Source organism: Streptomyces sp. NPDC014995 (assembly GCF_043080745.1).
In the GTDB taxonomy this organism is placed as follows: Bacteria; Actinomycetota; Actinomycetes; order Streptomycetales; family Streptomycetaceae; genus Streptomyces.
The window spans coordinates 67,768-92,429 of sequence record NZ_JBIBVX010000007.1 but is presented as its reverse complement, the minus strand read 5'-3'; the positions used below and the strand labels follow the sequence as shown (position 1 = coordinate 92,429).

The window sequence follows — 24,662 nt, the reverse complement described above, 5'->3', positions numbered from 1 at the left end:
TGTACGAACTGGTGAGTTACTCATAACATCGATTCCGGTCTGCGGGGAAGCCCTCCCGTCCCACGGGAGGCGATCGGGCTTCTAGAATCCCGACACGCGAGTGAGAAGCGCCCTACGCCCGAAGGAACCCGATGACCAGCGTCGACGAACCGGCACGACCCGGCGGGCGGATCCGTGACGCCGCCCGCACCCAGGCCGAGATCCTCGACGTGGCCACCCAGGAGTTCGCCCGGGTCGGCTACGCCGGCGCCCGCGTGGACGACATCGCCGCCCGCACCCGCACCACGAAGCGGATGATCTACTACTACTTCGGCGGCAAGGAGCAGCTGTTCACCGCCGTCCTGGAGCGCGCCTACGGCGTGATCCGCGAGGCCGAGCAGCAGCTCGACGTCGAGCACCTGGACCCGGTCGCGGCCATCCGCCGGCTGGCGGAGCTGACCTTCGACCACCACGAGCAGCACCCGGACTTCATCCGCCTGGTCAGCATCGAGAACATCCACGAGGCCGAGCACATCGCCGCCTCCGAGAAGCTCGGCAGGATCGGCTCCCCCGCGCTGGACGTCATCCGCCGCATCCTGGCCGCCGGACAGGAGTCCGGCCTGTTCACGGCCGACGTCGACGCCGTCGACCTGCACGCGATGATCAGCTCGTTCTGCTTCTTCCGGGTGGCCAACCGGCACACCTTCGGCGCCCTGTTCGGGCGGGACCTGGTCGACCCGGCGCAGCGCGAGCACTACCGCACCATGCTCGGCGACATGGTGATCGCCTACCTGACGGCGGAGCGGGCGGCCGGCTGAGGCCCGTCCCCTCGAGGCCGCGCGGGACCCCTTGACACCGGCGAAACGCGGGCGCAACATCCCTACCCAACCGCTATTAACTATCCAGTGCGTTAATTGAGCCGGGTAGCGCCCGGCAGAGCCGCCCCACCACCCCAGGGATCCGGCCCCTTCCCCCCTCCCTCGTCTTCCCCCACTCCGCCCTACGGTGGAGTCCCCCCGAAGGAGCACGCCGTGTCCGTCCCCGCAGCACCCCACGACGCCGCCCCGCCCGGCCAGCCCAGGAAAGCCGCGACCGCCGCCTGGATCGGCAGCGCCCTGGAGTACTACGACTTCTTCATCTACGGCAGCGCGGCGGCGCTGATCTTCCCGGAGGTCTTCTTCGACGCGTCCGACCCGGCCACCGCGACCCTGTTGTCGCTGGCCACCTTCGGTGTCGCCTACGCGGCCCGCCCGGTCGGCGCGCTCTTCCTGGGGCACTTCGGGGACCGGGTGGGCCGCAAGAAGATCATGGTGTTCACGCTCATCCTCATGGGCGTGTCGACGTTCCTCATCGGCTGTCTGCCGACCCGCGACCAGGTCGGGACGCTCGCCCCGGTGCTGTTGGTGCTCTGCCGGGTGCTGCAGGGCATCTCCGCGGCCGGCGAGCAGGCCAGCGCCAACTCGATGACGCTGGAGCACGCACCGCCGCACCGGCGCGGCTTCTTCACCAGTTTCACCCTCAGCGGCACGCAGGGCGGTCAGCTCCTGGCCACGCTGGTCTTCATCCCCATCGCGGCACTGCCCGAGGAGCAGTTGCTGTCGTGGGGCTGGCGGGTGCCGTTCTGGCTGAGCATCGCGGTCGCCGTCGTCGGCTACGTCATCCGCCGCAAGCTCGACGAGACCCCGGCCTTCGCCCAGCAGGCCACCGGCGAGGGTGTCGCCAAGCTGCCGTTGGCGGTGCTGCTGCGCGAGCACTGGGCGGACGTGCTGCGGGTGATCGCGGGCGCGCTGGTCGCCTCGGTCTCCACGATCTTCACGGTGTGGGCGCTGGCGTACGCCACCGGCGACTCGGTCGGGATGAGCCGCTCCTCCATGCTGTGGGTGGGCGCGCTGGCCAACCTGGTCGCGCTGGCGGCCATCCCCCTGTGGGCCACGCTGTCCGACCGCATCGGCCGCCGCCCGGTGTTCCTGATCGGCGCGGCCGGCAGCGCGGCGGCGATGTTCCTCTACCTGTGGGCGATCTCCACCGGCTCCTACCCCCTGACCCTGGTCCTCGGCATCGTCGCCTTCGGTGTCGTCTACAGCGCCGCGAACGGCGTGTGGCCCGCCTTCTACGGCGAGATGTTCTCCACCCGGGTCCGCCTGTCCGGCATGGCGATCGGCACGCAGATCGGCTTCGCCGTGGCCGGCTTCGCGGTCACCTTCGCCGCGCGGATCGCCGGCCCGGACGGCGACGACTGGTCGGCGGTGGCCCTGTTCACGGCGGCGCTGTGCGTACCGCCGGTGATCGCCGCCCTGTCGGCGCGGGAGACGGCGAAGGTGCCGACGGAGCGGCTGGGCGGGCGCACCGGCCGGGAGGCGGCCCAGCCGGAGACGGTGACGGCCTGAGCGGTCCGCTCCCCGGCTCCCCGAGCCCTCGACGCCCGTCGCGGCGGCGCCGAGGGCTCGGGCACGCGGTCACGGCGGGCACGCCCCACCGCCGGTCACCCCACGACGACGGCCCGTCCTCGACGACGGCCCGTCCTCGGCGTCGGCCCGTCCTCGGCTACGTGTCGTCGTCCCTCTTCGGGATGCCGTACGCCCGCTCCACCCGCAGGCGCACCACCAGACGCCGGTCGCGGACCATGGTCGCACGGTAGTCCTCCCAGTCGGGGTGCTCGCCCAGGACGTCGCGGTAGAGGCGGACGAGTTCCTCGACGGTCTCGTCGTAGGGGTGCCCGGCGACGGGCGAGAGCTCGGCGGTGCCCTCGGCGACCGTGTAGGCGCGCCGGTCGGGGCTGGACACGTGGTACGAGGCGCGGGGATCCCGGCGCAGGTTGCGGGTCTTGGCGCGGTCGTCCGTGACGGAGATCCGGATGACGCCCTCGTCCGGGTAGTAGTGGTGGCTGACGTTCGACAGCTGGGGACGGCCGTCGCGCTTGAGGGTGACCAGTACCCCGCCCCGGCCGTCGGAGAGCAGCGCGAGCAGGGCGTGCCGCGTCGTGTCCTGAGTCATGTGCGGCACAACCTCCCGGGGAGCCGTCCGCATTCCCCGGCCGTAGACAGTGTCTACCCCGCGCTGGTAGACACTGTCCATGAGCGATGCGGAGACGCCCGGACCGGATCTGCGGGTCCGGCTCGTGGACGTGGGGGTGGAGCTGCTCGCCCGGGAGGGCGTCGGGGCGCTGACGCTGCGGGAGATAGCCCGGCGGGCGGGCGTCTCGCACGGGGCGCCGCGCCGCTACTTCCCCACCCACCTGGAGCTGCTGTCGGCCATCGCCCGCCGGGGCTTCACCGAGCTGGCCGGCCGGGTGACGACGGCGCTCGGCGACGGCACCGCTCCACCCCGCGCGCAGCTGACGGAACTGGGCCGCGTCTACCTGCGGTTCGCCCTGGACAACCCCGGCATGTACGAGCTGATGTTCCGTCACGACCTGTTGGCGAGCGGGTCCTTGCGCCTGCGGGAGACCAGCCTGCCGCTGTTCGGTGTGCTGGTGGAACTGGTCGGACGGGTCCGCCCCGCCGCCGACGCCCGCGCGGTCGCGGGCGCGCTGTGGGCGAACCTGCACGGCATCGCCCAGCTGTGGCGCTGGGGAAGCCTCCCACTCGCCACGGGGACCGACGACTTCGCACCGCTGCTGCGGACGGCTCTCGACGCGCACCTGGGGCCGGAGGCCGGCCGGTGAACCGCGCGCCGACCCTGGCGAGCAGCGTGGCGGGTGCCGTGGTCGTCGCCCTGGACGGCACCGTCCTCACCGTCGCCCAGCCCACCCTCCGGCGCGACCTGCACGCCTCCGTCGCACAGGTCCAGTGGACCAGCACCGGGTATCTGGTCGCCGTCGCCGGCCTGTTGGTGTTCGCCGGGCGGCTCGGCGACCGCTACGGGCACCGGCGCACCTTCGCCGTCGGCATGCTCGGCTTCTCCGCCGCCTCGGCGGGCATCGCCCTGGCGCCCGGCGTGGGCTGGGTGATCGCGCTGCGCGTCGTGCAGGGCGTGTTCGGGGCGCTGTTGCAGCCGGCGACGCTCGGGATGCTGCGGGTGGCGTACCCGCCGGAGCGGCTGCGGCGGCCCATCGCGGTGCGGACGGCCGCGATCGGGGTGGCGGCCGCGGCCGGACCGCTGGTGGGCGGGGCGCTGACAACCGCGTTCGGATGGCGGGCCGTGTTCCTGCTGAACATCGCGCCCGCGCTGGCCTTCGGCGTGCTCGCCCTCGCCTCCGGGGAGACACGGGACGGACGCGGGACACGGGACGGACGCAGGACACGGGACGGACGCAGGACACGGGACGGACGCAGGACACGGGAGGGGCGGGACCGGCAGGAAGCGGGGCGCGGGCGGGGGACGTGGGGCCGGCGGGAGACGCACGGCCGGCGGCACGAGCGGGGGTGGTCCTCGGCCGTCGTGGCGCTGGACGTGCCCGGTGCGCTGCTGCTCGCGGTGGCGCTGGCGTGTCTGGTGCACACCCTGGTCACCCCGTTCGGCGTGACCGGTGCGCCCGGCGCCGCGGTGGCCGCGGCGGCCGTCGTCGCCGGTACCGCCTTCGTGCGGCACGAGCGCCGCACCCCCTCCCCGCTGCTGCCTCCGGACGTGGCCGGTTCCCCGGCGGTGGGCGCGGCGCTCACCGTGCTGGTCACCGCGTCGGCGGCCCTCAACGGCGCGCTCTTCGCCTGTGTCCACGTCCTCCAGGACGACCTGGGTCTCACCCCGCTGCGCACCGCCCTGCTCAGCCTGCCGCTGGCCGTGCTGCTGATCGCGGCGGCGCCCGCGTCCGCCATCCTGCTGCGCCGGGCCGGTGCCCGACCCACCGTCGCCGGGGCCACCGCCGTCCTCGCCACCGGCCTCCTCACCCTGGCCCGGGCCTCCGGCCCGACGGCCTTCTGCCTGGGGTTCGCCCTGCTGGGCGCCGGTTTCGGAGCGGTGATGGTCGCGGCCACCCATGTGGTCGTACGGCAGGCTCCCGCCCGGGCGGCCGGGGTGGCGGGCGGGTTGCAGCAGACGGCGATGAACGTCGGGCCGGCGCTCGGCGTGGCGTCGGCGACCGTGCTCATGGGCCACGCCGGCACCCGGTCCCCGCTCGTCGTCCTCGCCGTGGTGGCAGCGGCGGCGGTACCGGTGTGCCGGGCGCTGCCGGGCCGGTCCCGTCCCGCCCCCGACGGTCCCCCGGCGGGCCGCCCGGCGGGGGTCGCCGCCGGGCGGAGCGACACGGAGCACACCGGTCACGGCGTCGAACGGGGTCCGTTCCCGCCGTCCCTGCGCGATCATGACATCTGAGGCCGTTCCGGCGTGGCGCGCCGGACCGCACCTCGACGAGCGCACCGGAGGAGAGCGATGGCACAGCTGCGACAAGAGGTCGACCCGGGCGAGGCCGGACTGGACGCGGAGGCGCTGGACCGCCTCGACCGGCATGTCGCCCAGTACGTCGACGAGGGGCGCCTGCCCGGTTTCCTCCTGGCCGTCGCCCGCGGCGGCCGGGTCGCCCACCTCACCACATACGGCCACCGGGACGTCGCCGCCGGACTCCCCGTCGAGCCGGACACGCTGTGGCGGATCTACTCGATGACCAAGCCGTTCACCTCGGTCGCCGCGCTGATGCTGGTGGAGGAGGGCCGGCTCTCCCTCGACGACCCCGTCGCCGACCACCTCCCCGCCTTCGCCGACCAGCGCGTCCACGTCGGCGGCTCCGGCTCCGCCATGACGACCCGCCCGGTCCGGCAGCCCGTCCTGGTACGGCACCTGATGACGCACACCGCCGGCCTGACCTTCGCCTTCTACCACTGCCACCCCGTGGACGCCCTCTACCGCGAGGCAGGCCTGGAATCGGCGGTGCTGCCCGGCTCGAACCTGGCCGAGACCGTCGAGGCGTACGCGCGCCTGCCCCTGCAGTTCGAGCCGGGCACGCAGTGGAACTACTCGGTGGCCACCAACGTGCTCGGCCGGATCATCGAGGTCGTCTCCGGCCGGGCCCTCGACGAGTTCCTCGCCGAACGGATCTTCCGCCCGCTCGGCATGCCCGACGCCGGCTTCCAGGTCACCGGCGAACAGGCGGGCCGGCTGGCCGAACTGTACGCCGACACCGACGACGGCCGTCTCGAGCCGATCCCCGGGCTGCCGCTGTCCGGCCGCCCCCGGTTCCTGTCGGGCAGCGGCGGTATGGTGGCGACCGCATACGACATCCACCGTTTCATGGAGTTGCTGCGCCGCCGCGGCGAACTCGACGGCATCCGCCTGCTCAGGCCCGAGACGGTGGACCTGATGACCCGCAACCACCTGCCCGGCGGCGCCGACCTGCGCACGGTCGGCAGCCGCCCCGCGCACGACGAGCCCGGCAACGACGGCGTCGGCTTTGGCCTCGGCGTCTCGGTGGTGATCGACCCGCGGCGCACCCAGGCGCCCTCCGGGCTCGGCACCTACGGCTGGAGCGGGGTGGCCACCACGACGTTCTGGGTCGACCCCGGCCGCGACCTGACGGTGCAGTTCCTGACGCAGGTGAGGCCGAGGAAGTCGCTGAAGCTCTACCCCGACCTCAAGCGGCTGGTCCACGAGGCGGTCAGGGACTGACCGGCCCGCCTGCCGCCGCGCACCGGCCGGGCCGTCGCTTTCCGGCCGGGCCGTCGGTGGGCGGCGAGCGCACCGGCACCGGCAGTCGCGCGGCACTTCCAGCCGGCCCGCACTTCCAGCCGGCGCGCGACACGTCGCGGCCCCGGTGTCCGAGGCGCTGGCGGGTCGGCGGACCGAGGGGCCGCTCCACCGACGTCCGTCGCCCTCACACCGGGCGCCACCCGTACCCCGCCGGCCCCCGTGTCAGCCGTCGACGTCGCCGTCGCCCTCGCCGTCGACGCGCAGGGTGAACGGGACGCCGTGCGCGGCGAGTTCACCCAGCCACTCCCGCGACCGCTCCTCCGTCTCGGCGGCACGGTTCAGCCCCGCCGGCAGGGAGCCGTCGAGGACGTGCCGGACGCCGAGCGCGAGGGGCCGGGAGACACACCGGGCCATCGCGCTCTCCTTCTCGTCGCCCACCAGGTCCAGCAGGTGACCGCCCGACCAGGACGCGCCGCTGCGGGCGTTCACCGTCAGCGACACGGCGAGGACGACCCGGTCCCGGTCGCCGTCCGTTGTGGGGTGGGCCTCGGCCAGTTCCCGGGCGAGGGCGGCGATCCGGTCGTCGTCGCCCGTCTTCAGCTCCTCGAACACCGCCGCCCAGGCCCGCCGCCACCCGCCCGGACGGAGCGTGCCGCGCACGAAGGTCCGCGGCCGCCAGGCAGCCGGCAGCCCGTACTGCTCCATGAACGGGACGCTGTCGCGGTTGGGGTAGACCTCGAAGGCCTCGCCGTCGACGAGGTGGGCGCGGGTGGCCTCCCACGGCCGCTCGGCGGTCGTCTCGGTGCCGCCCTCGATGTAACGGGCGGGTGAGCGCAGGGCGTTGAGGACACCGAGCGGAGCCCAGCTGAAGCGGTAGCGGAAGTCGTCGGGGACGGCGGGGATGCCGCCGCAGTACGACGTGAAGCGGTACGAGGCGGGCGTGCCGTCGCCGATCGCCGCCCGGGCGCGCGCCACGAGGCCGTGCGCGAAGAGGTGGTCGACGCCCGGGTCGAGCCCGGCCTCGGTCAGGACGACGACGCCCGCGTCGAGGGCCGCGGGCACCTGCTCCAGCACCGCGTCCGAGACATAGCTGGAGCAGGCGAAGTGGGCGCGCCGGTCCACGCACGCCGCCAGCAGCGGGGCGTGTGCGGGCGCGGGCAGCATCGACACCACGACGTCCCCGGGCGCCAGTTCCGCCGTGAGCGCCTCGCGGGTGTACGGGCGCGGCTCGGCGCGTCCGGTCAGGCCGAGCCGGCCGAGGGCCTCGGCGGCACGCTCCTCGGTGCGGTGCCACAGCCGCACCCGCCCGGCGTCCTCGCACAGCGCGGCCAGGCCGCTGCCGGTGGACAGGCCGGCGCCGATCCAGTGGACGGTCCCGCTCGCGTCGATCCGCTCAGGCACGGCCGGACTCCCCTTCCGTCACACCGAGTTCCCGGCACGCCCGGTGGAAGCGGTCCAGGCAGCGCCCCCACGGGCCGCCGGTCCCGAAGTCGAGCAACTGGGGCGTCAGGGCCGCCGAGAAGTCGGTGCTGGACTCGCGCGGCAGCAGGGACGGCAGGTTGTCGATGGCGATCAGGTCGAGCGGGGGCTCCTTGCGCAGCCGTCGCACCGGTTCCGTCCACTCGGTCGTCCGGTCGTAGACGGGCAGGACGTTGAGGGGGGAGCCGACGTCGCAGGTGACGTCGGAGAGGGTGCGCAGACGGCGGGCGGGGTCGTCGAGGTCCGCCTCCCGCAGGAACGGCGGGACGGGGCTGGTGGCCAGCACCGCGTTGACCATCACGTCGTGCTCCAGCAGGGCGCGGCGGTCCAGGTCGCGGGTCTCCGCCAGGTCCCAGCAGGTCGGTTCGACGCCGGCCGTGACGAACGCGGCCCGGGCGCCTCGGCCGCTGCGGCCGAGGGCGCCGACGACGAGGGCGGTGAAGTCCTCGTCGCCGGGGGCCGCGCGCAGCGTCTCGTCCAGTTCCTCCTTGCCGGTCGGGCGCAGGGGCGCGGTCAGCCGGCCCCGGTGCTGGAGCACGGCCAGTGCGGCGCCCAGGTAGCCCGCCCAGAAGCCGAACGCGGCGAGCCGGCGGCCCTCGTCGTCCACCAGGTACTCCAGGTCGAGGAGCGCCCCTCGCCCGGCCGCGAACCGGCCCAGCAGGTCGGCCGCGCCCGGCTGCCGCTTGTAGGCGTGCCCGAAGAAGACATGGCGGTGGACCAGCTCGCGGGGCCGGCCGGGGAGTTCCTTCAGGCCGAGGATCACGGCGTCGCGCGGCGCCGACACCCAAGAGCCGGCGGGCACGATCCGGGCTCCGGCCGCCTCGTACTCCTGCGTCGGGAAGATCCGCTGCGGGGACTCCTCGACGGTCAGGTCCACTCCGCTCGCCACGAGCCGTCCGGCGTCGTCGGGCACGATCGGGGTGCGGCGCTCGGTGGAACGGACCTCGTGGCGCAGCCACAGGTGCAGTGCGGTCATACCCGGTTGACCTCCGGACGCGGGGCGTCGGCGGCGAACCGGCCGGCGCCGAGGGGGGTGACGTCCACGAAGGGTACGCGGCCGAGGTAGAGGTCGCGGACGACCTCTCCGACGGCCGGGCCCTGCAGGAAGCCGTGACCCGAGAAGCCGGTCGCATACAGAAAACGGGATACCGAAGTCGCCTCGCCGATCAGGGCGTTGTGGTCCGGGGTGACCTCGTACAGGCCCGCCCAGCCGCCCGTGCGGCGCAGGTCGAGCAGGGTGGGGGCGCGGCGCTCCATCGCCGCGGCCAGGCGGGGGATCCAGCGGTCGTGGGTGTCGGTGGCGAAGCCGGGCCGTTCGTCGGGGTCGGACATGCCGACGAGGAGGCCGGGACCCTCGGCGTGGAAGTAGAGGCTGGTGGAGAAGTCGATCGTCATCGGCAGCGCGGGCGGCAGGCCGCCGGGGACCGGTTCGGTGACCGCGATCTGGCGGCGCAGCGGCCGTACCGGCAGGTCGACGCCGGCCATCGCGCCGACCGCCCGGGACCAGGCGCCCGCCGCGCAGACCACCGTGTCGGTGGTGATGCGGCCGAGGGTGGTCGTCACGCCGGTGACGGTGGAGCCGCGCAGGTCGATGCCGGTGACCTCGGTGTGCCGCAGGACGCGCGCCCCGTGGCGGCGGGCGGCGGCCGCGTAGCCGTGGACGACGGCCTCGGGGGTGCAGTGCCCGTCGTCGGGCGAGAACGCGGCCGCCAGCAGCCCGTCGGTGCCGATCAGCGGCGAGAGCCGGCGGGCCTCGGCCGGGTCGATCATCCGGCTGGGCACGCCCAGCGCGTTCTGCAGCCGCACGCTCGCCTCGAAGGAGGCGACGTCCTGCGGCGTGGACAGCAGGAACAGATAGCCGACGCGGTGCAGCCCGATGTCGGCCCCGATCTCCTGCCCGAACCGCGCGAACGCCTCCAGACTGCGCGCCCCCAGCCGGATGTTCACCTCGTCGGAGAACTGGGCCCGCACTCCCCCGGCGGCCTTCGAGGTCGAGCCGGCGCCGAGTTCGTCCCGCTCGACCAGGAGGACGTCGGGGACGCCGGCGGCGGCCAGGTGGTAGGCGATGCTCGTGCCCATCACTCCGCCGCCGATGACGACGACCGAGGCATGCGTGTTCACGCGGACGGCTCCTTCCGGCGGGCGGCCCCGGCCCGGGTGCGAGGCCGAGGCTGTCGTGCGCCGTCGCTGTCGTCGGTGCCCGGGTGGTCACCATGGGACAGCGGGGAGCGGGGTCAGGACCAGTGCGCCACCGCGTCCAGGTGGGGCAGGTGGTGGTCCAGCCGCTCGCGCTTGGTGCGCAGATAGGTGATGTTGTTCTCGCACGGCGGTATCAGCAGCGGCACCTGCTCGGCGACCTGGACGCCGTTGTCCACGAGCGCCTCGCGCTTGCGCGGGTTGTTCGACATCAGACGGACCGAGCGCACGCCCAGGTCCTTCAGGATCTCGGCGGCCACGCCGTAGTCGCGGGCGTCCACCGGCAGGCCCAGGGCGAGGTTCGCCTCGACGGTGTCCAGGCCCTCCGCCTGGAGGGCCATCGCCCGCAGCTTCCCCAGCAGACCGATGCCGCGGCCCTCGTGCCCGCGCAGGTAGACGACGATGCCGCGCCCCTCGGCGACGACGGCCCGCAGCGCGGAGGCCAGTTGGTCGCCGCACTCGCAGTGCTGGGAGCCGAACGCGTCACCCGTCAGGCACTCCGAGTGCAGCCGCGTCAGCACGTCCTCGCTGCCGATCTCCCCGTAGACCAGCGCCACTTGCTCGTCACCGCGGTCGTGGTCGAGGTAGCCGACCGCCTGGAATTTCCCGTACACCGTGGGCAGCGGCGCATTCACCACGCGTTCCACACCGGTGCGCTGCGTGGACTTCTTGCCGAGCAGGCCGATTTTTTCTGTCATGATCTGGTTCCTAAGCAGAGACGAAAGGCCGGGAAAAGATGAGTGGTTCGGGAATACGGGCGGCGGCGTACGGGCTGCTGCCGGTGGACACCACCAGGGACGTACGGAAGCGCGGAGCGGACCTCTCGACGCAGGTGGCGGTCCTTCCCGTCGGGAGCTTCGAACAGCACGGCCCGTACCTGCCGTTGGCCACCGACACGCTCGTCGCGTGCGCCATCGCGCAGGAGATCGCCGCAGCGTACCCGGTGCACCTCCTCCCGCCGGTGACCATCGCCTGCTCGCACGAGCACGCGGCCTGGCCGGGGACCGTCAGCATCTCCTCCGTGACCCTTCACTCGGTGGTACGGGACATCGCGGCGTCACTGCGCCGCTCGGGCGTCGAGGCCCTGGTACTGGTCAACGGGCACGGCGGGAACTACGTCCTGGGCAACGCGGTCCAGGAGTCGTCCGCCCGCGGCGAGCGGATGGCGCTCTTCCCGGCCCCGGAGGACTGGGAGGCGGCGCGGGAGCGGTCCGGGGTGTCGACCTCGCTGCTCACCGACATGCATGCCGGGGAAATCGAGACCTCGATCCTGCTGCACGCCCATCCCGAAGTCGTCCGGCCCGGTTATGAGTCCGCCGATTTCACCGCGGACGACCGTCGCCATCTACTCACCCTGGGAATGTCCGCCTATACCGATTCGGGCGTCATCGGCCGTCCTTCCCTGGGGTCCGCGGAAAAGGGGAAGGAACTCCTGGCGAGCCTGGCGGATTCCTTCGGCGCGTATTTCTCGATATTGACGGCGCCGGCCGCGGCCGCGGGTTCCGCCGGGGCGGAGGCCACCGAGACCACGGAGGCCACAGAGGCCATGGAGGGCGAGCGCGGGTAGTGCCCGTCGGGCGCCGCGTGGTCGCCCTCGGCGTCCGGTACGACGGTGGGGGCCGCGCCCGCCGCCGCGCCGGCCTCCGTCCTCGCCCGCGCCCCCGCCCACCAGCGGGCGACGAGGACGACCGCGCCCGGCAGCGCGGCCACGAAGGCCAGCACCCCGTAGACGACGGCGACCGCCAGCCCGGTGTGCGCGCCGAGCCCGGCCGCGCCGAACGCCCAGGCGGTGACGCCCTCCCGGGGACCCCAGCCGCCGACGTTCAGCGGCAGGCTCATCGCGAGCAGGGCGAGCAGCGCGAGCGGCAGCAGCACCGGGACGGAGGCGGCCGAGCCGGCGACCCGGGCGGCCACGACGAACGTCGCGAGGTGCCCGGCCAGGACGACCACGGACGACAGGGCGACACCGGGCCCGTTGCGCCGGGACAGCAGCCCCTCGCGCGCCTCGGCCAGCGCCGCCCGCACCCGCCCGCTCCGGCCCCTCGCCGGGGAGTTCATCCGGACGGCGAGGACGACGGCGAGCGCGCCCACCGCGCCGAGGACGACCAGGGGCGCGAAGTGCCGTACGTCCGCCAGGACCGGCGAGGGCAGGATCAGCAGGACCGTCACTCCGGCGACGGCCAGCACGAGCTGGCCCGCGGTGCGCTCCAGCACCACGGCCCGTACGCCGCGGCCGACGTCACCGGCGCTCTGCCCGTGCCGCACGGCACGGTGCACGTCGCCGAGGATGCCGCCGGGCAGGGCCGCGTTCAGGAACAGCGAGCGGTAGTAGTCGGCGACGGCCGCGCCCAGCGGCAGCCGGATGCGCAGGCCGCGCGCCACCAGCGCCCACCGCCACGCGCTGAACACGGTGGTGACCGCGCCGATCCCGAGCGCCACCAGCAGCGTGGGGACATCGATCCTGCGCAGCCCGTCCAGGAAGACGCCGGTGCCCATCCGCCACAGCAGGACGGCGAGGATGGCGGCTCCGGCGACGGTGCCGGCGTGGGCGCGCACGGCGCGCAGGACACGCCCCCGGCCGCCGGACTCGGTGGTGGCGGCCTCGGCCCGGGACGCGGTGACGATGACGCCGATGCGCTCCGCCGAGACGCCCGCGTCCGCACGGCCCGCGTCACGGCCGGCACCCGGCACGGGAGGGCCGGTACGGACCGCGGCCGCGCCGGATTCGGCGCCCGCCGGGACCGCGCCCGCCGGCGCACCGCCCACGGCCGCACCGGAGCGGGCCGGACGGATACGGACGACGGTGCCCGTCCCGGCCGCGCCGCGCCGCGCCGCGGCAGCGGCCCGCCGGCGCCGTACGGCCGGCCCCGCGCCCTCGGCGCGCACCGCCGGCGGTGCCGTGTGCCACCGCGTGCCCACGGCGTCCGCGCTCATCACGCGCCGCCCGTCGGCCGGGCCAGGGCCAGCAGGTCGCTGTGGTGGACGGTGACGCGCAGCTCACCGGCCGCGCAGGCGGCGAGCCGGGCCGCGAGGTACTTCTCGGCGCGGGCGGCGAGCCCGGGGCGCTGCTCGACGGCCGCGCCGACCCAGCCGCGCAGCCACTGCTCGGTCAGGGCGGCCTCGTCGGGGCCGAGCCGCCAGGGGCTCGGGTGCACCCTGACCGTGGCGCCGTGGTCGGCGAACGCCTCGCAGGCGACGGTCACCGCGTCGGGGCCGAGGAGGCCGCCGCGCCGCTGGTGGTCGTTGAAGGCCGCGGCGATCTCCTCGTCCAGCGGGTCGTGCGGGGTCAGTTCGGCCCGCCCGGCCACCGAGAGGGTCAGCAGGGCCGGGCAGCCGGCGCCCGCGCAGGCCGCGGCGAGCGTCTCGATCTCCTCGCGGGTGAGGACGTCCAGCAGCGCCGAGGCGGTGACCAGCGAGGCGCCGGCCAGGGCGTCCGGGGTCAGCCGGGCGACGTCGCCGCGCCGTGTCTCGACGGTGACCCGGCTGCCGTCGGCGGCGGCCCGCGGGGAGGCGACGGCCGCGAAGTGCAGCAGGTAGGGGTCGCGGTCGTGCAGGATCCAGTGCTGGGGGCCGTCCAGGCGGGGCGCGAGCCAGCGCCCCATCGAGCCGGTGCCGCAGCCCAGGTCGTGCACGACCAGCCCGCCGGAGCGCCCGGGCAGGTTCGCGAGCCGGATCCGCAGCGGGTCCAGCAGGTCCAGCGCCCGTCCGGCGGCGTCGGCGGGCTCGCGCAGTTGCAGCCACTCGGGGGCGTAGCGGGGCGGCTCGTCCGGTCCGGCCTCGTCGTCGCGCAGGCGGACGGTGGGCCGCTCGCCGGGGCGGGTCACCGGCCCGGCACCGGCGATGACGGCCGACGTGGCCGGGTCCGTGTCGGTGTCCGTGTGGGTGTTAATGCCCGTGTGCGTGTCGGTGTCGGTGTCGGTGTCGGTGTGCAAGGAGACCTCCCGGGGCCCGGGTTGAGCCGGAATGTGCCCCACACGACGTGCCAGGTCCGCCGGGGTCGCTGTCATCTTCCTCATGCCGCCCTCCGGGGTTCTCCGGGAAGCCGGCCCAGGACGCCGGCGAGCCTCTGGGCGGTGGACGCCCAGCCGTTCAGGGCCGCCCGGCGGCCGCGCGCGGCGGCCTTCAGACGGCGTCGTACGTCGGCCTCGCCGAACCAGCCGCGCAGTTCGGCCGCGAGGGCGGCCGGGTCCTCCGGCGGGACGAGGATGCCGGGGACACCGCCGTCGGGGGCGCGGCCGACCGCCTCGGGCAGACCGCCGACGTCCGTGGCGAGGACGGGGATGCCGCGGGCCAGGGCCTCGGTGACCGCCATGCCGTACGTCTCGGCGTAGGAGGTGAGGACCATCAGGTCGGCGGTGGCGTAGGCGGCGTCGAGTTCGGCGCCGGCCTTCGGGCCCGCCAGCTCCAGCCGGTCCTCGAGGCCGTACTTCCTGATGAGGCCCCGCAGATGGGCGACGTACTCGGGGTCCTGGCCGAGGCCGCCCACGCACACGCAGCTCCACGGCAGGTCGGTCACCGCGGCCAGCGCCTCCACCAGCCGGTGCTGGCCCTTGCGCGGGGTGACGGAGGCCACGCACAGCAGGCGCGAGACGCCGTCGGTGCCGGAGGCGAGGGGGGCGATGTCGGCGCCGGGGGCGGCGACATGGACCTTCTCGGGAGCCAGCCCGTGGTGGGAGACGAGGCGGCGCACCGCCCAGTCGCTGGTGGCGATCACCGCCGGGACGGCGCGCAGCACCTCGCGCTCCCTGGCGTCGAGTTCGGCCGCCACCTCGGGGGCGAGGCCTCTCTCGTCGCCGAGCGGCAGGTGCACGAGGACGGCGAGCCGCAGGCGCTGCGCCTCGGGGGCGACGATCTCCGGGACGCCGCAGGCGACGAGCCCGTCCATGAGCACCACCGTGCCGTCGGGAAACTCCCGCAGCGTGCGGGCGAGTTCCGCGCGGGCGGCCGCCTCGGGGCGGGGCCACTCGCCGGTCACGAGGTGCTTGTGCACCTGCCAGCCGAAGCCGGGCAGGTCCAGGCAGACGCGCCGGTCGTAGGCGTTGCCGCCGCTGGGGTTCGCCGCGTCGTCGACACCGCCCGGCATGACGAAGTGCACATTGCGCAGGGACATGGGGATGATCCCGCCGATCGTGGGAACCGCCGGCTGTGCGGGCGCGGGCGCGATCGCCTGCGCGGGCACGTAGGCGAGCGGGGCCTGCTGCACGGCCTTCTCCAGGGTCACGTCGGTCACAGGGCACGCTCGTAACTCGCCCAGGCGACGTGCGACTCGTGCAGGGTGACGGAGATGCCGGCGATGCCCCGGGCGCCCTCGCCGAGCGCGCCCTGGTGGATCCGCTCGGCGAGCCGGTCGGCGATCACCTTGGCGAGGAACTCGGTGGAGGTGTTGACGCCGGCGAAGTCGGGCTCGTTGTCGAGGTTGCGGTAGTTCAGCTCGCTGACCACCGCCCCGAGTTCCTGGGTGGCCAGTCCGATGTCGACGACGATGTTGTCGTCGTCCAGCTGCTCGCGGCGGAACGTGGCGTCCACCAGGAACGTCGCTCCGTGCAGGCGCTGCGCGGGTCCGAAGACCTCGCCGCGGAAGCTGTGGGCGATCATGATGTGATCGCGGACGGTGACACTGAACAACGGACGACCCTCCAGGTGCGGCGCGTCTGGCCCCCCGGCCATCTGCCTCCGGGGGATGCCGTGTAGTACGGCTCTTCGCTTCCCCGTGTTCAGCCGGATCTCACTCTTTTCTCAGGTCAGGCGCTCCACCGTCGCGGCGGTGGCCCGTTCGGGGGCCGCGCTCGCGTACCGGACGCGGTGACAGAGCGCGGGGATCTCCCCGCGGGCGAGCCTCGGCAGCACCTCCGGCAGCTCCTCGAACGCGCTTTCCCCGGTGATGAGGGCGTCGAGGGCCGGATCGGCGAGCAGTTCGAGGGCGAGGGCGAGCCGGTCGGCGTACGTGCGGTTCGCGCGGGCCGGGGAGACGGTGCCGACCTGGCTGCTGCGGATGACCAGACGGCGGGAGTGGAAGGCCTCGCCGAGCGGGAGGGAGACCTGCCGGTCGCCGTACCAGCTCAGTTCGAGGACCGTGCCCTCGGCGGTGAGGAGTTCCAGACACCGGGCGAGACCCTGCTCGGTGGCGCTGGCGTGCACGACGAGGTCGCAGCCGCCCGAAGCCTCCTCGGGGGTGGCGAAGCCGACACCGAGCACCTCGGCGACCTTCGCCCGCGCCGGGTCGGCGTCGACCAACTGCACGCGCACGCCCGGGAAGCGGGCCAGCAGCGCGGCCACCGAGCAGCCGACCATGCCGCCGCCGACCACCGCGATCCGGTCGCCGACCAGCGGCGCCGCGTCCCACAGCGCGTTCACGGCGGTCTCCACGGTGCCGGCCAGCACGGCCCGTTCGGCGGGCACACCGTCCGGGACGACCGTCACCGCGCTCGCCGGAACGACGAAGCGGGTCTGGTGCGGGAAGAGGGAGAACACGGTACGGCCCACCAGCGCGTCCGGACCCTCCTCCACCAGCCCGACGTTGAGGTAGCCGTACTTCACGGGCGCCGGGAAGTCGCCCTCCTGGAACGGCGCCCGCATCGCCGTGTACTGGCTGACGGGGACCTGGCCGCGGAAGACGAGGGTCTCCGTGCCGCGGCTGACACCGGAGTACAGCGAGCGGACGACGACCTCGCCGTCGGCCGGGTCCGGCAGGTCGACGTCGCGGATCTCGCCGTGACCGGGCGAACCTGTCCAGAACGCACGTGCGGTGCGGTTCATCGGCCTCCTCCTGAACGATCGGGAAGTTGTTCACGTACCGAGGTGTGCACAGGCCGCGCACAGTACGCGGCGTTGATCGACTCTGTCACCTGGCCGGAGGATGTGCGGTGGCCCTGAACAACACTTACGACGCGAGGCTGGTCCAGCAGGAGACCGCTGTGGGAGCGGGCGTGCAGATCCTGGTGCTGGCCCTGCTCGGCACGGCGATCGGCATGGGGCCGGCGGGCTGGGTGACCGGACTCGTCTTCGCCATCGCCCTGTGGGCGGTGCTCTCCCGGGCGCTGCACCGCTCCCGGCTGCGCTCCTTCGGCCCGGCCAACCGGGTCACCCTCGGCCGCGCCACCCTGGTGGGCGGGGTGACCGCGCTGGTCGCGGACTCCTTCGAGAGCGCGCCCCCGGTCTCCCTGCTGGTCGGCCTGACGGCCGTGGCACTCCTGCTCGACGGCGTCGACGGCAAGGTCGCCCGCCGCACCGGCACCTCGACGGCGCTCGGCGCGCGCTTCGACATGGAGGTCGACGCCTTCCTGATCCTGGTGCTCAGCGTGTACGTGTCGATGGCGCTGGGCCCGTGGGTCCTGCTGATCGGCGTCATGCGGTACGCCTTCGTCGCCGCGGCCCGCGTCGCCCCGTGGCTGAACGCGCCGCTCCCGCCGAGCACCGCCCGCAAGACGGTCGCCGCGCTCCAGGGCGTCTGCCTGCTGCTGGCGGGCGCCGGCCTGCTCCCGTACGCGGCCAACTTCGGTGTGGCGCTGCTGGCGCTGGGCCTGCTGGTGTGGTCCTTCGGCCGGGACATCCGCTGGCTGTGGCGGACCTCGCGGGTCCCGGCCACGGTCCCGGCGCGGCCGGCGCTGGAGTTGGCGGGCCGCTGACCCGACGGTGAAGGGCCCGGACCGTTCGGACGGTCCGGGCCCTTCGTCGTGTCCGGCCACGCAGCCCGGGGCCCGGCCGCCACGACGGCGGCGGCCGGGTCCGTACGACGGCGGCGCCGGCCACGTCCGTACGACGACCAAGGCCACGTCCGTACGACGACGAAGGCGCCGGCCGCGAGGCCCGGATTGCCGGCGACGCCCGGGCCGCGGGCGGCGGAGTCGCCGGAACCGCGGGGGGCGCAGTCGCCGGGGCCGGGCGGCCTCGGTCGTGTGCTGCGGCGTCGGGGCGGCCGTGAGTCCCGGCACCGGCGCGGGGTTCTCCGGCTCGCCCGCGCGGGGCGGGGTCTCCTCGGTCCAGCGCACGACTGCGCCGTGCGAGCAGGTCGGCGTGAGCATTCCGTCGTCCGGGGCCCGTGGTCAGGATCTCGTCGCCAGCATTTCGTCGTCAGGATCCCGTAGCCACGATCTCGTCGTCAGAATCCCGTCACCACGATCCAGTCGTCAGGATCCCGTCGTTCCACGTCTGTCGTCAGTCGTCCCCTGACGCGGCAGCAGGGTGATCGCCGCGGCCGGTACGGCGGCCAGGAGCAGCCAGGGCACGGCCGGCGGCAGGTCCGTGTCGAGGAGGGTGCCGGTGGCCGCGCTGCCGGCCAGCACGATCAGGCCGGAGACGGAGGACAGCGCGCCGGTGTAGAGGCCGAGCCGGCCGTCCTCGGCGAGGTCGGGCACCCAGGCGCGGGCGGCGGGTGCGACGAGCATCTGGCCGAGGGTGAGCAGCACGACGAACCCGGCCGCGGGCAGCAGTCCCGCCGTCCCGGCCGGGCGGGCGGGCAGCGCGGCGGCCACCACCGCGAATCCGGCGGCGATCAGCGCCAGCCCGGCGGCCGTCGAACGGCGCGGGGTGAGCCGCTCCCCCACCCACCGGGTGACCGGCAGTTGCGCGGTCACCACCAGCAGGGAGGACAGCGCGAACAGCCAGGCCAGCGGCGCCTGTGAACCGGCCGCGCGCTCCACCTCGGCGGGCAGGGCGAGGTAGAGCTGGTTGTAGGCGAGCAGGTAGGCGCCGTACGCGCAGCACAGGGCGAGGAAGCGGCGGTTGCGCAGCAGCGGGCCCAGGCCGCCCCGGAGGTGGACGCGGGTGCGGCCGGGGATGTGCTGCGGCAGCAGCCGGGCGTGCCCGGCGAGGACGAGGGCGAAGACGCCGGCCCCGGCCAGGCAGACCGCGCGGAAGTCGACCGACAGCAGCAGCGCGCCGAGCAGCGGACCGGTGAACGCCCCGGCCTGCCCGGCGACCGTGAACAGCGCCAGCACCCGGGTGCGCGGAGCGCCGCCCGACTCCTCCCACACGACGGCCTGCCGGGCCACCTCGGACTCGACGGCCGGGGAGAACAGCGCGGCCGCGAACCCGGTCAGCAGCACCGCCCCGACCACCGCCCACGCCTGCTCGGCGTACCCGAGCCAGCCGAACCCGGCGATGCGCAGCGCGCATCCGGTGAGGACGACGGGCCGCACGCCGTAGCGGTCGGCCAGTGCCCCGCCCACCACGAACAGCCCCTGCTGGCTGAAGGTCCTCAGTCCCAGCACGAACCCGACCATCCAGCCCGCCATGCCGACCGCCCCGCCGAGATGCTCGGCGAGGAAGGGCAGCACGGCGAAGAAGCCGAGGTTGAAGGCGAGCTGGGTGAGGATCAGCAGTTGGAGCAGGGTGGGGAGACGGGCGGTGGTCTTGCGCGGACTCCGGGACAGCGAGAGCGAGGTCATCGGAGAGCGGCCCACTCGGTTCGGGTTGTGGGCCGCCCGGCCTTCCGGTCCATCCTGGGACGACGCCGTGGCGGGCGCGGGCCCGCGCCGGCGGCCGGCCGGGGGGACCCCCGCCTCGCTCCGTTCGCCGCCGTCACGGCGAGCGCGCCGAGCAGGGCGAGGACGGTGGCGGGGGCGAGGACGGCCCAGGGGGCGCGTTCGGCGTAGGGCTGGTTCTCGGCGAGCAGCAGGCCCCACTCGGGGGAGGGTGGCTGTGCGCCGAGGCCCAGGAAGCCGAGGGAGGCGAGGGCGAGGGCGACCCCGGGCAGGCGCAGGAGGGCGTGGCGGACGACGGGCGGGAGGACGGCGGGCAGGAGTTCGCTCCTCAGCAGGTACCAGGGGCCGGCGCCGAGGGCGCGGGTGGCGGTGAGGTGGACGGTGGCGCGTTCCTGCCGCAGCAGTGCGCTCGTGTGCGCGGCGAGCGGTGCCCAGGCCACGACGGCCACGGCGAGGACGGGCGTGCCGGCGCCGCCGCCCCGGACGGCGGTGACGAGGAGGGCGGCGAGGACGGGCGGTACGGCGTTGACGGTGTCGACGAGCGGCCCGGACAGCGTGGGCAGGCAGCCGAGCAGCACTCCGGCGACCAGGGCGATCGCGCTGATGGTGAGGGCGAGCAGCAGGGTGTCGAGGGCGCCGTGGGCGACCCGGGCGAGCACGTCGCGGCCGAGCGCGTCGGTGCCGAACGGGTGTGCCGGGGACGGGGGGTGGAGGCGGGCGCCGGTGTCGAGGGCGAGCGGGTCGCGGGGCAGGCCGAGCACGATGACACCCGACAACAGAAGACTGTACACAAAAGGCTGGATCCTGCGGACGGGCGGCGCCGGCCGGTGCGGCGTGTGCAGGGCGCCGTCGCGCAGGGCGGGGCCGATGAGCCGGCCGGCGGCGAGGCGGGCGGCGGCCGTGGTGACGGCGGCGAGGGCGACGAGGACGAGGGTGCCGGCCTGGAGGACCGGCAGGTCCTGGGCGATCGCGGCCTGCAGGGTGGTCCGGCCGAGGCCGGGGATGTCGAAGATCTGCTCCACGGCGACGGAGCCGCCGGTGAGTCCGACGACGAACAGCCCGAGGTTGGGCAGCAGTCCGGGCACGCAGCGGCGCAGCGCCTGGCGGGCGACGGCGCGGCCGGGCAGTCCGCGGGCGGCGGCGGCCAGCGCCCACGGCTCGGCGAACGCGCCGGGCAACTGGTCGTCGAGGAGCCGCCCGAGCACGGCGCCCGCGGGCAGGCCGAGGGCGAGCGCGGGCAGCACGGTCCACTGCGGGCCGTACCAGCCGAGGGCGGGCAGCCAGCCCAGTTGGACGCCGACGACGGTGGCGAGGACGGACGCGGTGAGGAACTCGGGCAGCGCCGCGAGCACGGCGGAGCCCGAGCCGCCGGCGGGCCGGCCGCCGAGACGGCGGTGCGCGCCGAGGTACAGGGTGCGGGCGCACACGGCCGCGGCCGTGCATCCGGCGACGACGAGCGCCACCGCCATCAGCAGCAGGGACACGCCGAGGGCCTGGAGCACGGCGGGCGTGACCTCGGCGCCGGAGATCCACGAGCGCCCGGCGTCCCCGCGCGGCAGCCCGGCGAGCCACTGGCCGAGCAGACGCAAGGGGCCGTGGTCGAGGCCGAGTTGGGAGCGGATGTCGGCGAGCACCTCGGGGGTGGGGTCACGGTCGGCGGACCGCGTCCTGAGGATCGTGAGCGCCGGGTCGGTGTGCGTGAGCCAGGGCAGCAGCCCGATCCCGCACACCAGCAGCGCGGCCAGTGCGGCACGCCACAGCGGCGCGCCCATCCTGCGTGCCATGGATCAGCGCCGCGTCCCGCTGCCGACGAGGGTGCGTTCGTACGGGTCGAGGAGCGCGCCGGCGACCGGGCCGGCGACGCCGGTGATGACGCGTTGGTGGACCAGCGGGACGACGGCGTCGGTGCGCAGGATCGCGGCCTCGGCGGCCATGGCGGCGTCCTGCCGCTGGCCCGGGTCCGCGGTGCCCTCGGCCTTGGCCACGGCTCGGTCGACGGTCGTGTCGCACAGCTGGGCGATGTTGTAGCCGCCGTCGCAGGTGTAGTCGCTCGCGAGGACGGCGACGGGGTCGCCGGTGTCGACGAGGGTGTTGCGGGCGAGGACGAAGGCGTCGAATTTTCCGGCGAGCGCGTCGCTCTCGAGCCGCGAGTACTCGCGCACCTCCAGCGTCACGGTGAATCCGGCCTTCTCCAGTTGCTGCTCGACCACCTGGGCGATCTCGGGGAGTTCGGGCCGGTTGTCGTAGGTGGCGAGGGTGAGGGAGGCTCCGGCGGGCCGGCCGGCCTGCGCGCGTCCGGTGGGCCGCACGCGCTTGCCCTCGGCCCAGGTCACGGCGGGCCCGTAGATGCCGGCGCCGGCGTCCGCGTGGCCCTCGTAGACGCCCTGGGCGAGGGCGGAGGTGTCGACGGCCGCGCGGGCGGCGGCCCGTAGTGACGCGTCCTGGAAGACGCCGGACTCCGTGTTGAGGAGCAGGCTGGTGGTGCGGGTGGTGGCAGTCTCGCGGCGGGTGTCCGCGTCAAGGGTGGCGGCCTGGGCGACGGGGATCGCCTCGGCGAGGTCGATCTCGCCGGTGCGCAGGGCGTTGGCGCGGGCGGTGCCGTCGGCGATGAAGCGGGCGTCGATGCCGGAGGCCTGGGCGCGCCCGCCCCAGTAGTCGTCGAAGCGGTCCAGGCCGGCGCCGGTGCTGCCGTCGACGCGGGTGAGTTCGAAGGGGCCGGTGGCGGTGCCGACCGGATCGGCGGCGCCCTCGCTGTCGTACGCCTTCGGGGAGAGGACGGCCAGGCTCGGGCTGGACAGGCGCAGGGGCAGGACGGGGTCGGGGGTGCCGGTGGTGACGCGCACGCCGGTGCGGCCCTCGGCCGCTGCGGTGAGGGTGACGCCGGAGAGGGCGGCGGGGGCGGGCTCGGCCTCGGTGGCGTGGGTGAGGGCGGCGGCGACGGCGGCGGGGGTGACCTCCGTGCCGTCCTGGAAGGCGGCCTCGCGCAGGGTGAACAGCCAGGTGCGGTCGTCCTCGCGGCGCCAGGAGGCGGCGAGCGCGGGGGCGGCGGCGCCGTTGGCGTCGAGGGCGGTCAGTCCCTCGGTGACGCCGAGGCGGCTGAGGATCGTGGCGTCGGCGCCGTACGGGGAGAGGTTCTCGGCGGGCGGGAAGGCGAGGGCGACCCGCAGCCGGGAGCCGTCCCGGGCGTCGGCCGCGCCGCCGTCGTCACCGCCGGAGGCGAAGCAGCCGGCGAGCAGCGGGGTGGTCGCGAGGGCGGCGAGGAGCCGTCGGTGTCGGGGGAAGCGCATGGAGGGTCACCGGCCTGTGGGGTGGGGGGAGACGGCGGCGGGCAGCAGGGCGTCGAGGGGGATGTCGAAGTGCACGACTCGCTGGCCGCCGCCGGGATCGTCGCGTTCGTCGTGCACGACGGTCCCCAGGGAGCGCCAGAAGCCCTCGGCGCCCTCCACGGCGGGGTCGGTGTGCAGGTAGACGGCGCGGTAGCCGCCGTCCGCGGCCGCGAAGGCGAGGAGTTCGGCGACCAGCCGCCGGGCGAGGCCGCGCCGGCGGTGCCCGGGGCGGACGTAGACCCGGCGCAACTGGGCGGTCACGCCGGACGGATAGCGCTCGGCGACCGGGCGCGGGTTGGGCGGATGGAGGGGACCGCGCGCGTCGAGGGCGCCGGTGCCGACGATCTCGCCCCCAGCGTCGACCGCCACCAACAGGGTGTGGCGGTCGGGGACCAGGTAGGCGGCGGCCGGATCGATGATGTCGCCGTGCCAGTGGGGCACGTAACCGGTGCCGAAGTCGCGGTAGACGGTGTCGAGCATGACGGCTCGGGCGCCGTCGAGGTCGTCTGGGCCCGCGGGCCTCACGCAGTAGTCACGCACTTGCACATCATATGCATTAAGCGAGCGGCTTGATCACGTGCCGCCAACACGGCGAGGGGCGGCGGGATTTGACAGAGATCACACCTCACGCCTAAACCTAGCCACATGACATTCATTTTCAAAAGGGTGGTGAGGTAGTGCGCATCGCCTTCGTCGGGAAGGGCGGCAGCGGCAAGACGACCCTGTCGGCCCTGTTCGCCCGCGCACTGGCCCGGTCCGGCGCCCCCGTGCTCGCCGTCGACGGCGACATCAACCAGCACCTGGCCGAGGCGCTCGACCCCGCGGGCACGGCCGGCTTCACGGCCCCGCCCCTGGCCGGGCACCTGACCGACATCAAGAACCTCCTCCGCGGCACCAACCCGCGCATCCCCTCCCCCGAGGCGATGACCAAGACCACCCCGCCGGGCCGCGGCTCACGGCTGCTGCGCCTCCTCGGCGACGACGACCTGCACACCCGCCACGTCCAGCGGGTGGGCGGCGTGCCCCTGATGGTGACGGGCGAGTTCGACGAGAGCGACCTGGGCGTGGCCTGCTACCACTCCAAGCTCGGTGCGGTGGAGCTGTACCTGAGCCACCTGGTGGACGGCCCCGGCGAGTACGTGGTCGTCGACATGACGGCCGGCGCGGACGCCTTCGCCTCGGGCCTGTTCACCCGCTTCGACATGACGTTCCTGGTGGCCGAACCCACCCGCAAGGGCGTCTCCGTCTACCGCCAGTACCGCGACCACGCCCAGGAGTTCGGCATCCCGCTCGCCGTGGTCGGCAACAAGGTGACCGGCGAGGACGACCTCCTCTTCCTCAAGGACCAGGTGGGCGACGACCTCCTCACCCACCTCGTCCACTCCTCCTGGGTCCGCTCCGCCGAACGCGGAGACCCGCGGGGCGACCTGGAGGAGACCAACCGCCACGCCCTGCGGGTCCTGCGCGAGGCCGTCGACGCCCGCCCGAAGGACTGGGCGGCCCTCCACCGCCACGCCGTCGAGTTCCATCTGCGCAACGCCCGCGCGTGGGCGGACGCGGCGACCGGCCAGGACCTGGCGTCCCAGGTGGACCCGGAGTTCGTACCGGGTCCGGCGGCGCTCACCTGACGGACCGCCCCCCTCCCCCTACACCCCTCGACCCACCCCTTACGGCTCACCCCCCTCCACGCACCACACAGACA

21 protein-coding genes and 1 pseudogene are annotated in these 24,662 nt (G+C 74.7%); 8 read left to right on the top strand and 14 right to left on the bottom strand.

Going from position 1 to position 24,662, the window contains the following annotated elements; all coding sequences use genetic code 11:
• Positions 1–131: 131 nt before the first annotated feature.
• A complete protein-coding gene (locus tag ACF1A1_RS16015) occupies positions 132–797 on the top strand; it encodes a TetR family transcriptional regulator (protein ID WP_392000310.1) in 666 nt (221 codons plus the stop codon).
• Between the two features lie 213 nt (positions 798–1,010).
• Complete coding sequence (locus tag ACF1A1_RS16010; protein WP_392000308.1) at positions 1,011–2,366, top strand: MFS transporter; 1,356 nt, start codon at positions 1,011–1,013, stop codon at positions 2,364–2,366.
• A gap of 157 nt (positions 2,367–2,523) precedes the next feature.
• Here ACF1A1_RS16010 and ACF1A1_RS16005 read toward each other — a convergent pair whose 3' ends face one another.
• Positions 2,524–2,973 carry a PPOX class F420-dependent oxidoreductase gene (locus ACF1A1_RS16005; protein WP_392000306.1) on the bottom strand — a complete coding sequence of 150 codons (450 nt, stop codon included), beginning with the start codon at positions 2,971–2,973 and terminating at the stop codon, positions 2,524–2,526.
• A gap of 79 nt (positions 2,974–3,052) precedes the next feature.
• Here ACF1A1_RS16005 and ACF1A1_RS16000 point away from each other — a divergent pair, with 79 nt between their 5' ends.
• The 3 genes from ACF1A1_RS16000 to ACF1A1_RS15990 are packed head-to-tail and all read left to right on the top strand — an operon-like array spanning position 3,053 to position 6,516.
• Entirely contained in the window at positions 3,053–3,643 is a 591-nt protein-coding gene (locus tag ACF1A1_RS16000) for a TetR/AcrR family transcriptional regulator (protein WP_392000304.1), read from the top strand.
• Positions 3,640–5,229, top strand: a complete 1,590-nt coding sequence (locus tag ACF1A1_RS15995; RefSeq protein WP_392000303.1) for an MFS transporter — start codon at positions 3,640–3,642, stop codon at positions 5,227–5,229. The genes ACF1A1_RS16000 and ACF1A1_RS15995 overlap by 4 nt, the downstream gene beginning before the upstream one ends.
• Before the next feature lie 57 nt (positions 5,230–5,286).
• On the top strand, positions 5,287–6,516 hold the full coding sequence (locus tag ACF1A1_RS15990; protein WP_392000301.1) for a serine hydrolase domain-containing protein: 1,230 nt from the start codon (positions 5,287–5,289) through the stop codon (positions 6,514–6,516).
• Between the two features lie 243 nt (positions 6,517–6,759).
• On the opposite strand, the gene ACF1A1_RS15985 is transcribed toward ACF1A1_RS15990, so the two are convergent.
• The 4 genes from ACF1A1_RS15985 to ribA form a co-directional block, all read right to left on the bottom strand.
• Entirely contained in the window at positions 6,760–7,938 is a 1,179-nt protein-coding gene (locus tag ACF1A1_RS15985; RefSeq protein ID WP_392000299.1) for a saccharopine dehydrogenase family protein, read from the bottom strand.
• The gene (locus tag ACF1A1_RS15980; RefSeq protein ID WP_392000297.1) at positions 7,931–8,992 is read right to left on the bottom strand and encodes a saccharopine dehydrogenase; all 1,062 of its coding nucleotides are present in this window, start codon (positions 8,990–8,992) and stop codon (positions 7,931–7,933) included. The genes ACF1A1_RS15985 and ACF1A1_RS15980 overlap by 8 nt, the downstream gene beginning before the upstream one ends.
• Positions 8,989–10,137 carry an NAD(P)/FAD-dependent oxidoreductase gene (locus ACF1A1_RS15975; protein WP_392000295.1) on the bottom strand — a complete coding sequence of 383 codons (1,149 nt, stop codon included), beginning with the start codon at positions 10,135–10,137 and terminating at the stop codon, positions 8,989–8,991. The genes ACF1A1_RS15980 and ACF1A1_RS15975 overlap by 4 nt, the downstream gene beginning before the upstream one ends.
• 113 nt (positions 10,138–10,250) lie before the next feature.
• Complete coding sequence (gene ribA / locus ACF1A1_RS15970) at positions 10,251–10,910, bottom strand: GTP cyclohydrolase II (RefSeq protein WP_392000293.1); 660 nt, start codon at positions 10,908–10,910, stop codon at positions 10,251–10,253.
• A 38-nt stretch (positions 10,911–10,948) separates the two neighbouring features.
• Here ribA and ACF1A1_RS15965 point away from each other — a divergent pair, with 38 nt between their 5' ends.
• A complete protein-coding gene (locus ACF1A1_RS15965) occupies positions 10,949–11,779 on the top strand; it encodes a creatininase family protein (RefSeq protein ID WP_392000291.1) in 831 nt (276 codons plus the stop codon).
• Positions 11,780–11,964: 185 nt separating this feature from the next.
• On the opposite strand, the pseudogene ACF1A1_RS15960 reads toward ACF1A1_RS15965, so the two are convergent.
• From ACF1A1_RS15960 to ACF1A1_RS15940, 5 genes and pseudogenes are all read right to left on the bottom strand, one after another.
• Positions 11,965–12,708, bottom strand: a pseudogene (locus ACF1A1_RS15960) (YbhN family protein); the annotation flags it as partial.
• 437 nt (positions 12,709–13,145) lie between these two features.
• Positions 13,146–14,144: a methyltransferase domain-containing protein gene (locus tag ACF1A1_RS15955; RefSeq protein ID WP_392000289.1), complete on the bottom strand. Its 999-nt coding sequence runs from the start codon at positions 14,142–14,144 to the stop codon at positions 13,146–13,148.
• An 80-nt stretch (positions 14,145–14,224) separates the two neighbouring features.
• Positions 14,225–15,442 (bottom strand): glycosyltransferase family 4 protein, encoded by a 1,218-nt coding sequence (locus ACF1A1_RS15950; RefSeq protein WP_392000287.1) that lies wholly within the window; start codon positions 15,440–15,442, stop codon positions 14,225–14,227.
• Entirely contained in the window at positions 15,439–15,837 is a 399-nt protein-coding gene (locus tag ACF1A1_RS15945; protein WP_392000285.1) for a 6-pyruvoyl tetrahydropterin synthase family protein, read from the bottom strand. The genes ACF1A1_RS15950 and ACF1A1_RS15945 overlap by 4 nt, the downstream gene beginning before the upstream one ends.
• A 111-nt stretch (positions 15,838–15,948) precedes the next feature.
• The gene (locus tag ACF1A1_RS15940) at positions 15,949–16,968 is read right to left on the bottom strand and encodes a zinc-binding alcohol dehydrogenase (RefSeq protein ID WP_392000283.1); all 1,020 of its coding nucleotides are present in this window, start codon (positions 16,966–16,968) and stop codon (positions 15,949–15,951) included.
• Positions 16,969–17,075: 107 nt separating this feature from the next.
• Between ACF1A1_RS15940 and ACF1A1_RS15935 the strand changes: the two genes are divergently transcribed.
• Positions 17,076–17,837, top strand: coding sequence for a CDP-alcohol phosphatidyltransferase family protein (locus ACF1A1_RS15935; protein ID WP_392000281.1), 762 nt, complete (start codon positions 17,076–17,078; stop codon positions 17,835–17,837).
• A 501-nt stretch (positions 17,838–18,338) separates the two neighbouring features.
• Here the strand turns inward: ACF1A1_RS15935 and ACF1A1_RS15930 are convergent.
• The 4 genes from ACF1A1_RS15930 to ACF1A1_RS15915 are packed head-to-tail and all read right to left on the bottom strand — an operon-like array spanning position 18,339 to position 23,500.
• Positions 18,339–19,598 carry an MDR family MFS transporter gene (locus ACF1A1_RS15930; RefSeq protein WP_392000280.1) on the bottom strand — a complete coding sequence of 420 codons (1,260 nt, stop codon included), beginning with the start codon at positions 19,596–19,598 and terminating at the stop codon, positions 18,339–18,341.
• Positions 19,595–21,418 carry an ABC transporter permease subunit gene (locus ACF1A1_RS15925; RefSeq protein ID WP_392000278.1) on the bottom strand — a complete coding sequence of 608 codons (1,824 nt, stop codon included), beginning with the start codon at positions 21,416–21,418 and terminating at the stop codon, positions 19,595–19,597. Before ACF1A1_RS15925 ends, ACF1A1_RS15930 begins: the two co-directional genes overlap by 4 nt.
• A gap of 3 nt (positions 21,419–21,421) precedes the next feature.
• Positions 21,422–22,921: an ABC transporter substrate-binding protein gene (locus tag ACF1A1_RS15920; RefSeq protein WP_392000277.1), complete on the bottom strand. Its 1,500-nt coding sequence runs from the start codon at positions 22,919–22,921 to the stop codon at positions 21,422–21,424.
• Positions 22,922–22,927: 6 nt separating this feature from the next.
• On the bottom strand, positions 22,928–23,500 hold the full coding sequence (locus ACF1A1_RS15915) for a GNAT family N-acetyltransferase (RefSeq protein WP_392000275.1): 573 nt from the start codon (positions 23,498–23,500) through the stop codon (positions 22,928–22,930).
• A gap of 137 nt (positions 23,501–23,637) precedes the next feature.
• On the opposite strand from ACF1A1_RS15915, the gene ACF1A1_RS15910 reads away from it, so the two are divergent.
• Positions 23,638–24,588: an ATP-binding protein gene (locus ACF1A1_RS15910; RefSeq protein WP_392000274.1), complete on the top strand. Its 951-nt coding sequence runs from the start codon at positions 23,638–23,640 to the stop codon at positions 24,586–24,588.
• Positions 24,589–24,662: the final 74 nt, after the last annotated feature.

Bases quoted from the DNA above. Each gene is read 5' to 3' on its own strand.
- ACF1A1_RS16015 (WP_392000310.1), top strand. From the start codon at position 132: ATGACCAGCGTCGACGAACCGGCACGACCCGGCGGGCGGATCCGTGAC.
- ACF1A1_RS16005 (WP_392000306.1), bottom strand. From the start codon at position 2,973: ATGACTCAGGACACGACGCGGCACGCCCTGCTCGCGCTGCTCTCCGAC.
- ACF1A1_RS16000 (WP_392000304.1), top strand. From the start codon at position 3,053: ATGAGCGATGCGGAGACGCCCGGACCGGATCTGCGGGTCCGGCTCGTG.
- ACF1A1_RS15990 (WP_392000301.1), top strand. From the start codon at position 5,287: ATGGCACAGCTGCGACAAGAGGTCGACCCGGGCGAGGCCGGACTGGAC.
- ACF1A1_RS15980 (WP_392000297.1), bottom strand. From the start codon at position 8,992: ATGACCGCACTGCACCTGTGGCTGCGCCACGAGGTCCGTTCCACCGAG.
- ribA (WP_392000293.1), bottom strand. From the start codon at position 10,910: ATGACAGAAAAAATCGGCCTGCTCGGCAAGAAGTCCACGCAGCGCACC.
- ACF1A1_RS15965 (WP_392000291.1), top strand. From the start codon at position 10,949: ATGAGTGGTTCGGGAATACGGGCGGCGGCGTACGGGCTGCTGCCGGTG.
- ACF1A1_RS15940 (WP_392000283.1), bottom strand. From the start codon at position 16,968: ATGAACCGCACCGCACGTGCGTTCTGGACAGGTTCGCCCGGTCACGGC.
- ACF1A1_RS15930 (WP_392000280.1), bottom strand. From the start codon at position 19,598: ATGACCTCGCTCTCGCTGTCCCGGAGTCCGCGCAAGACCACCGCCCGT.
- ACF1A1_RS15925 (WP_392000278.1), bottom strand. From the start codon at position 21,418: ATGGCACGCAGGATGGGCGCGCCGCTGTGGCGTGCCGCACTGGCCGCG.
- ACF1A1_RS15920 (WP_392000277.1), bottom strand. From the start codon at position 22,921: ATGCGCTTCCCCCGACACCGACGGCTCCTCGCCGCCCTCGCGACCACC.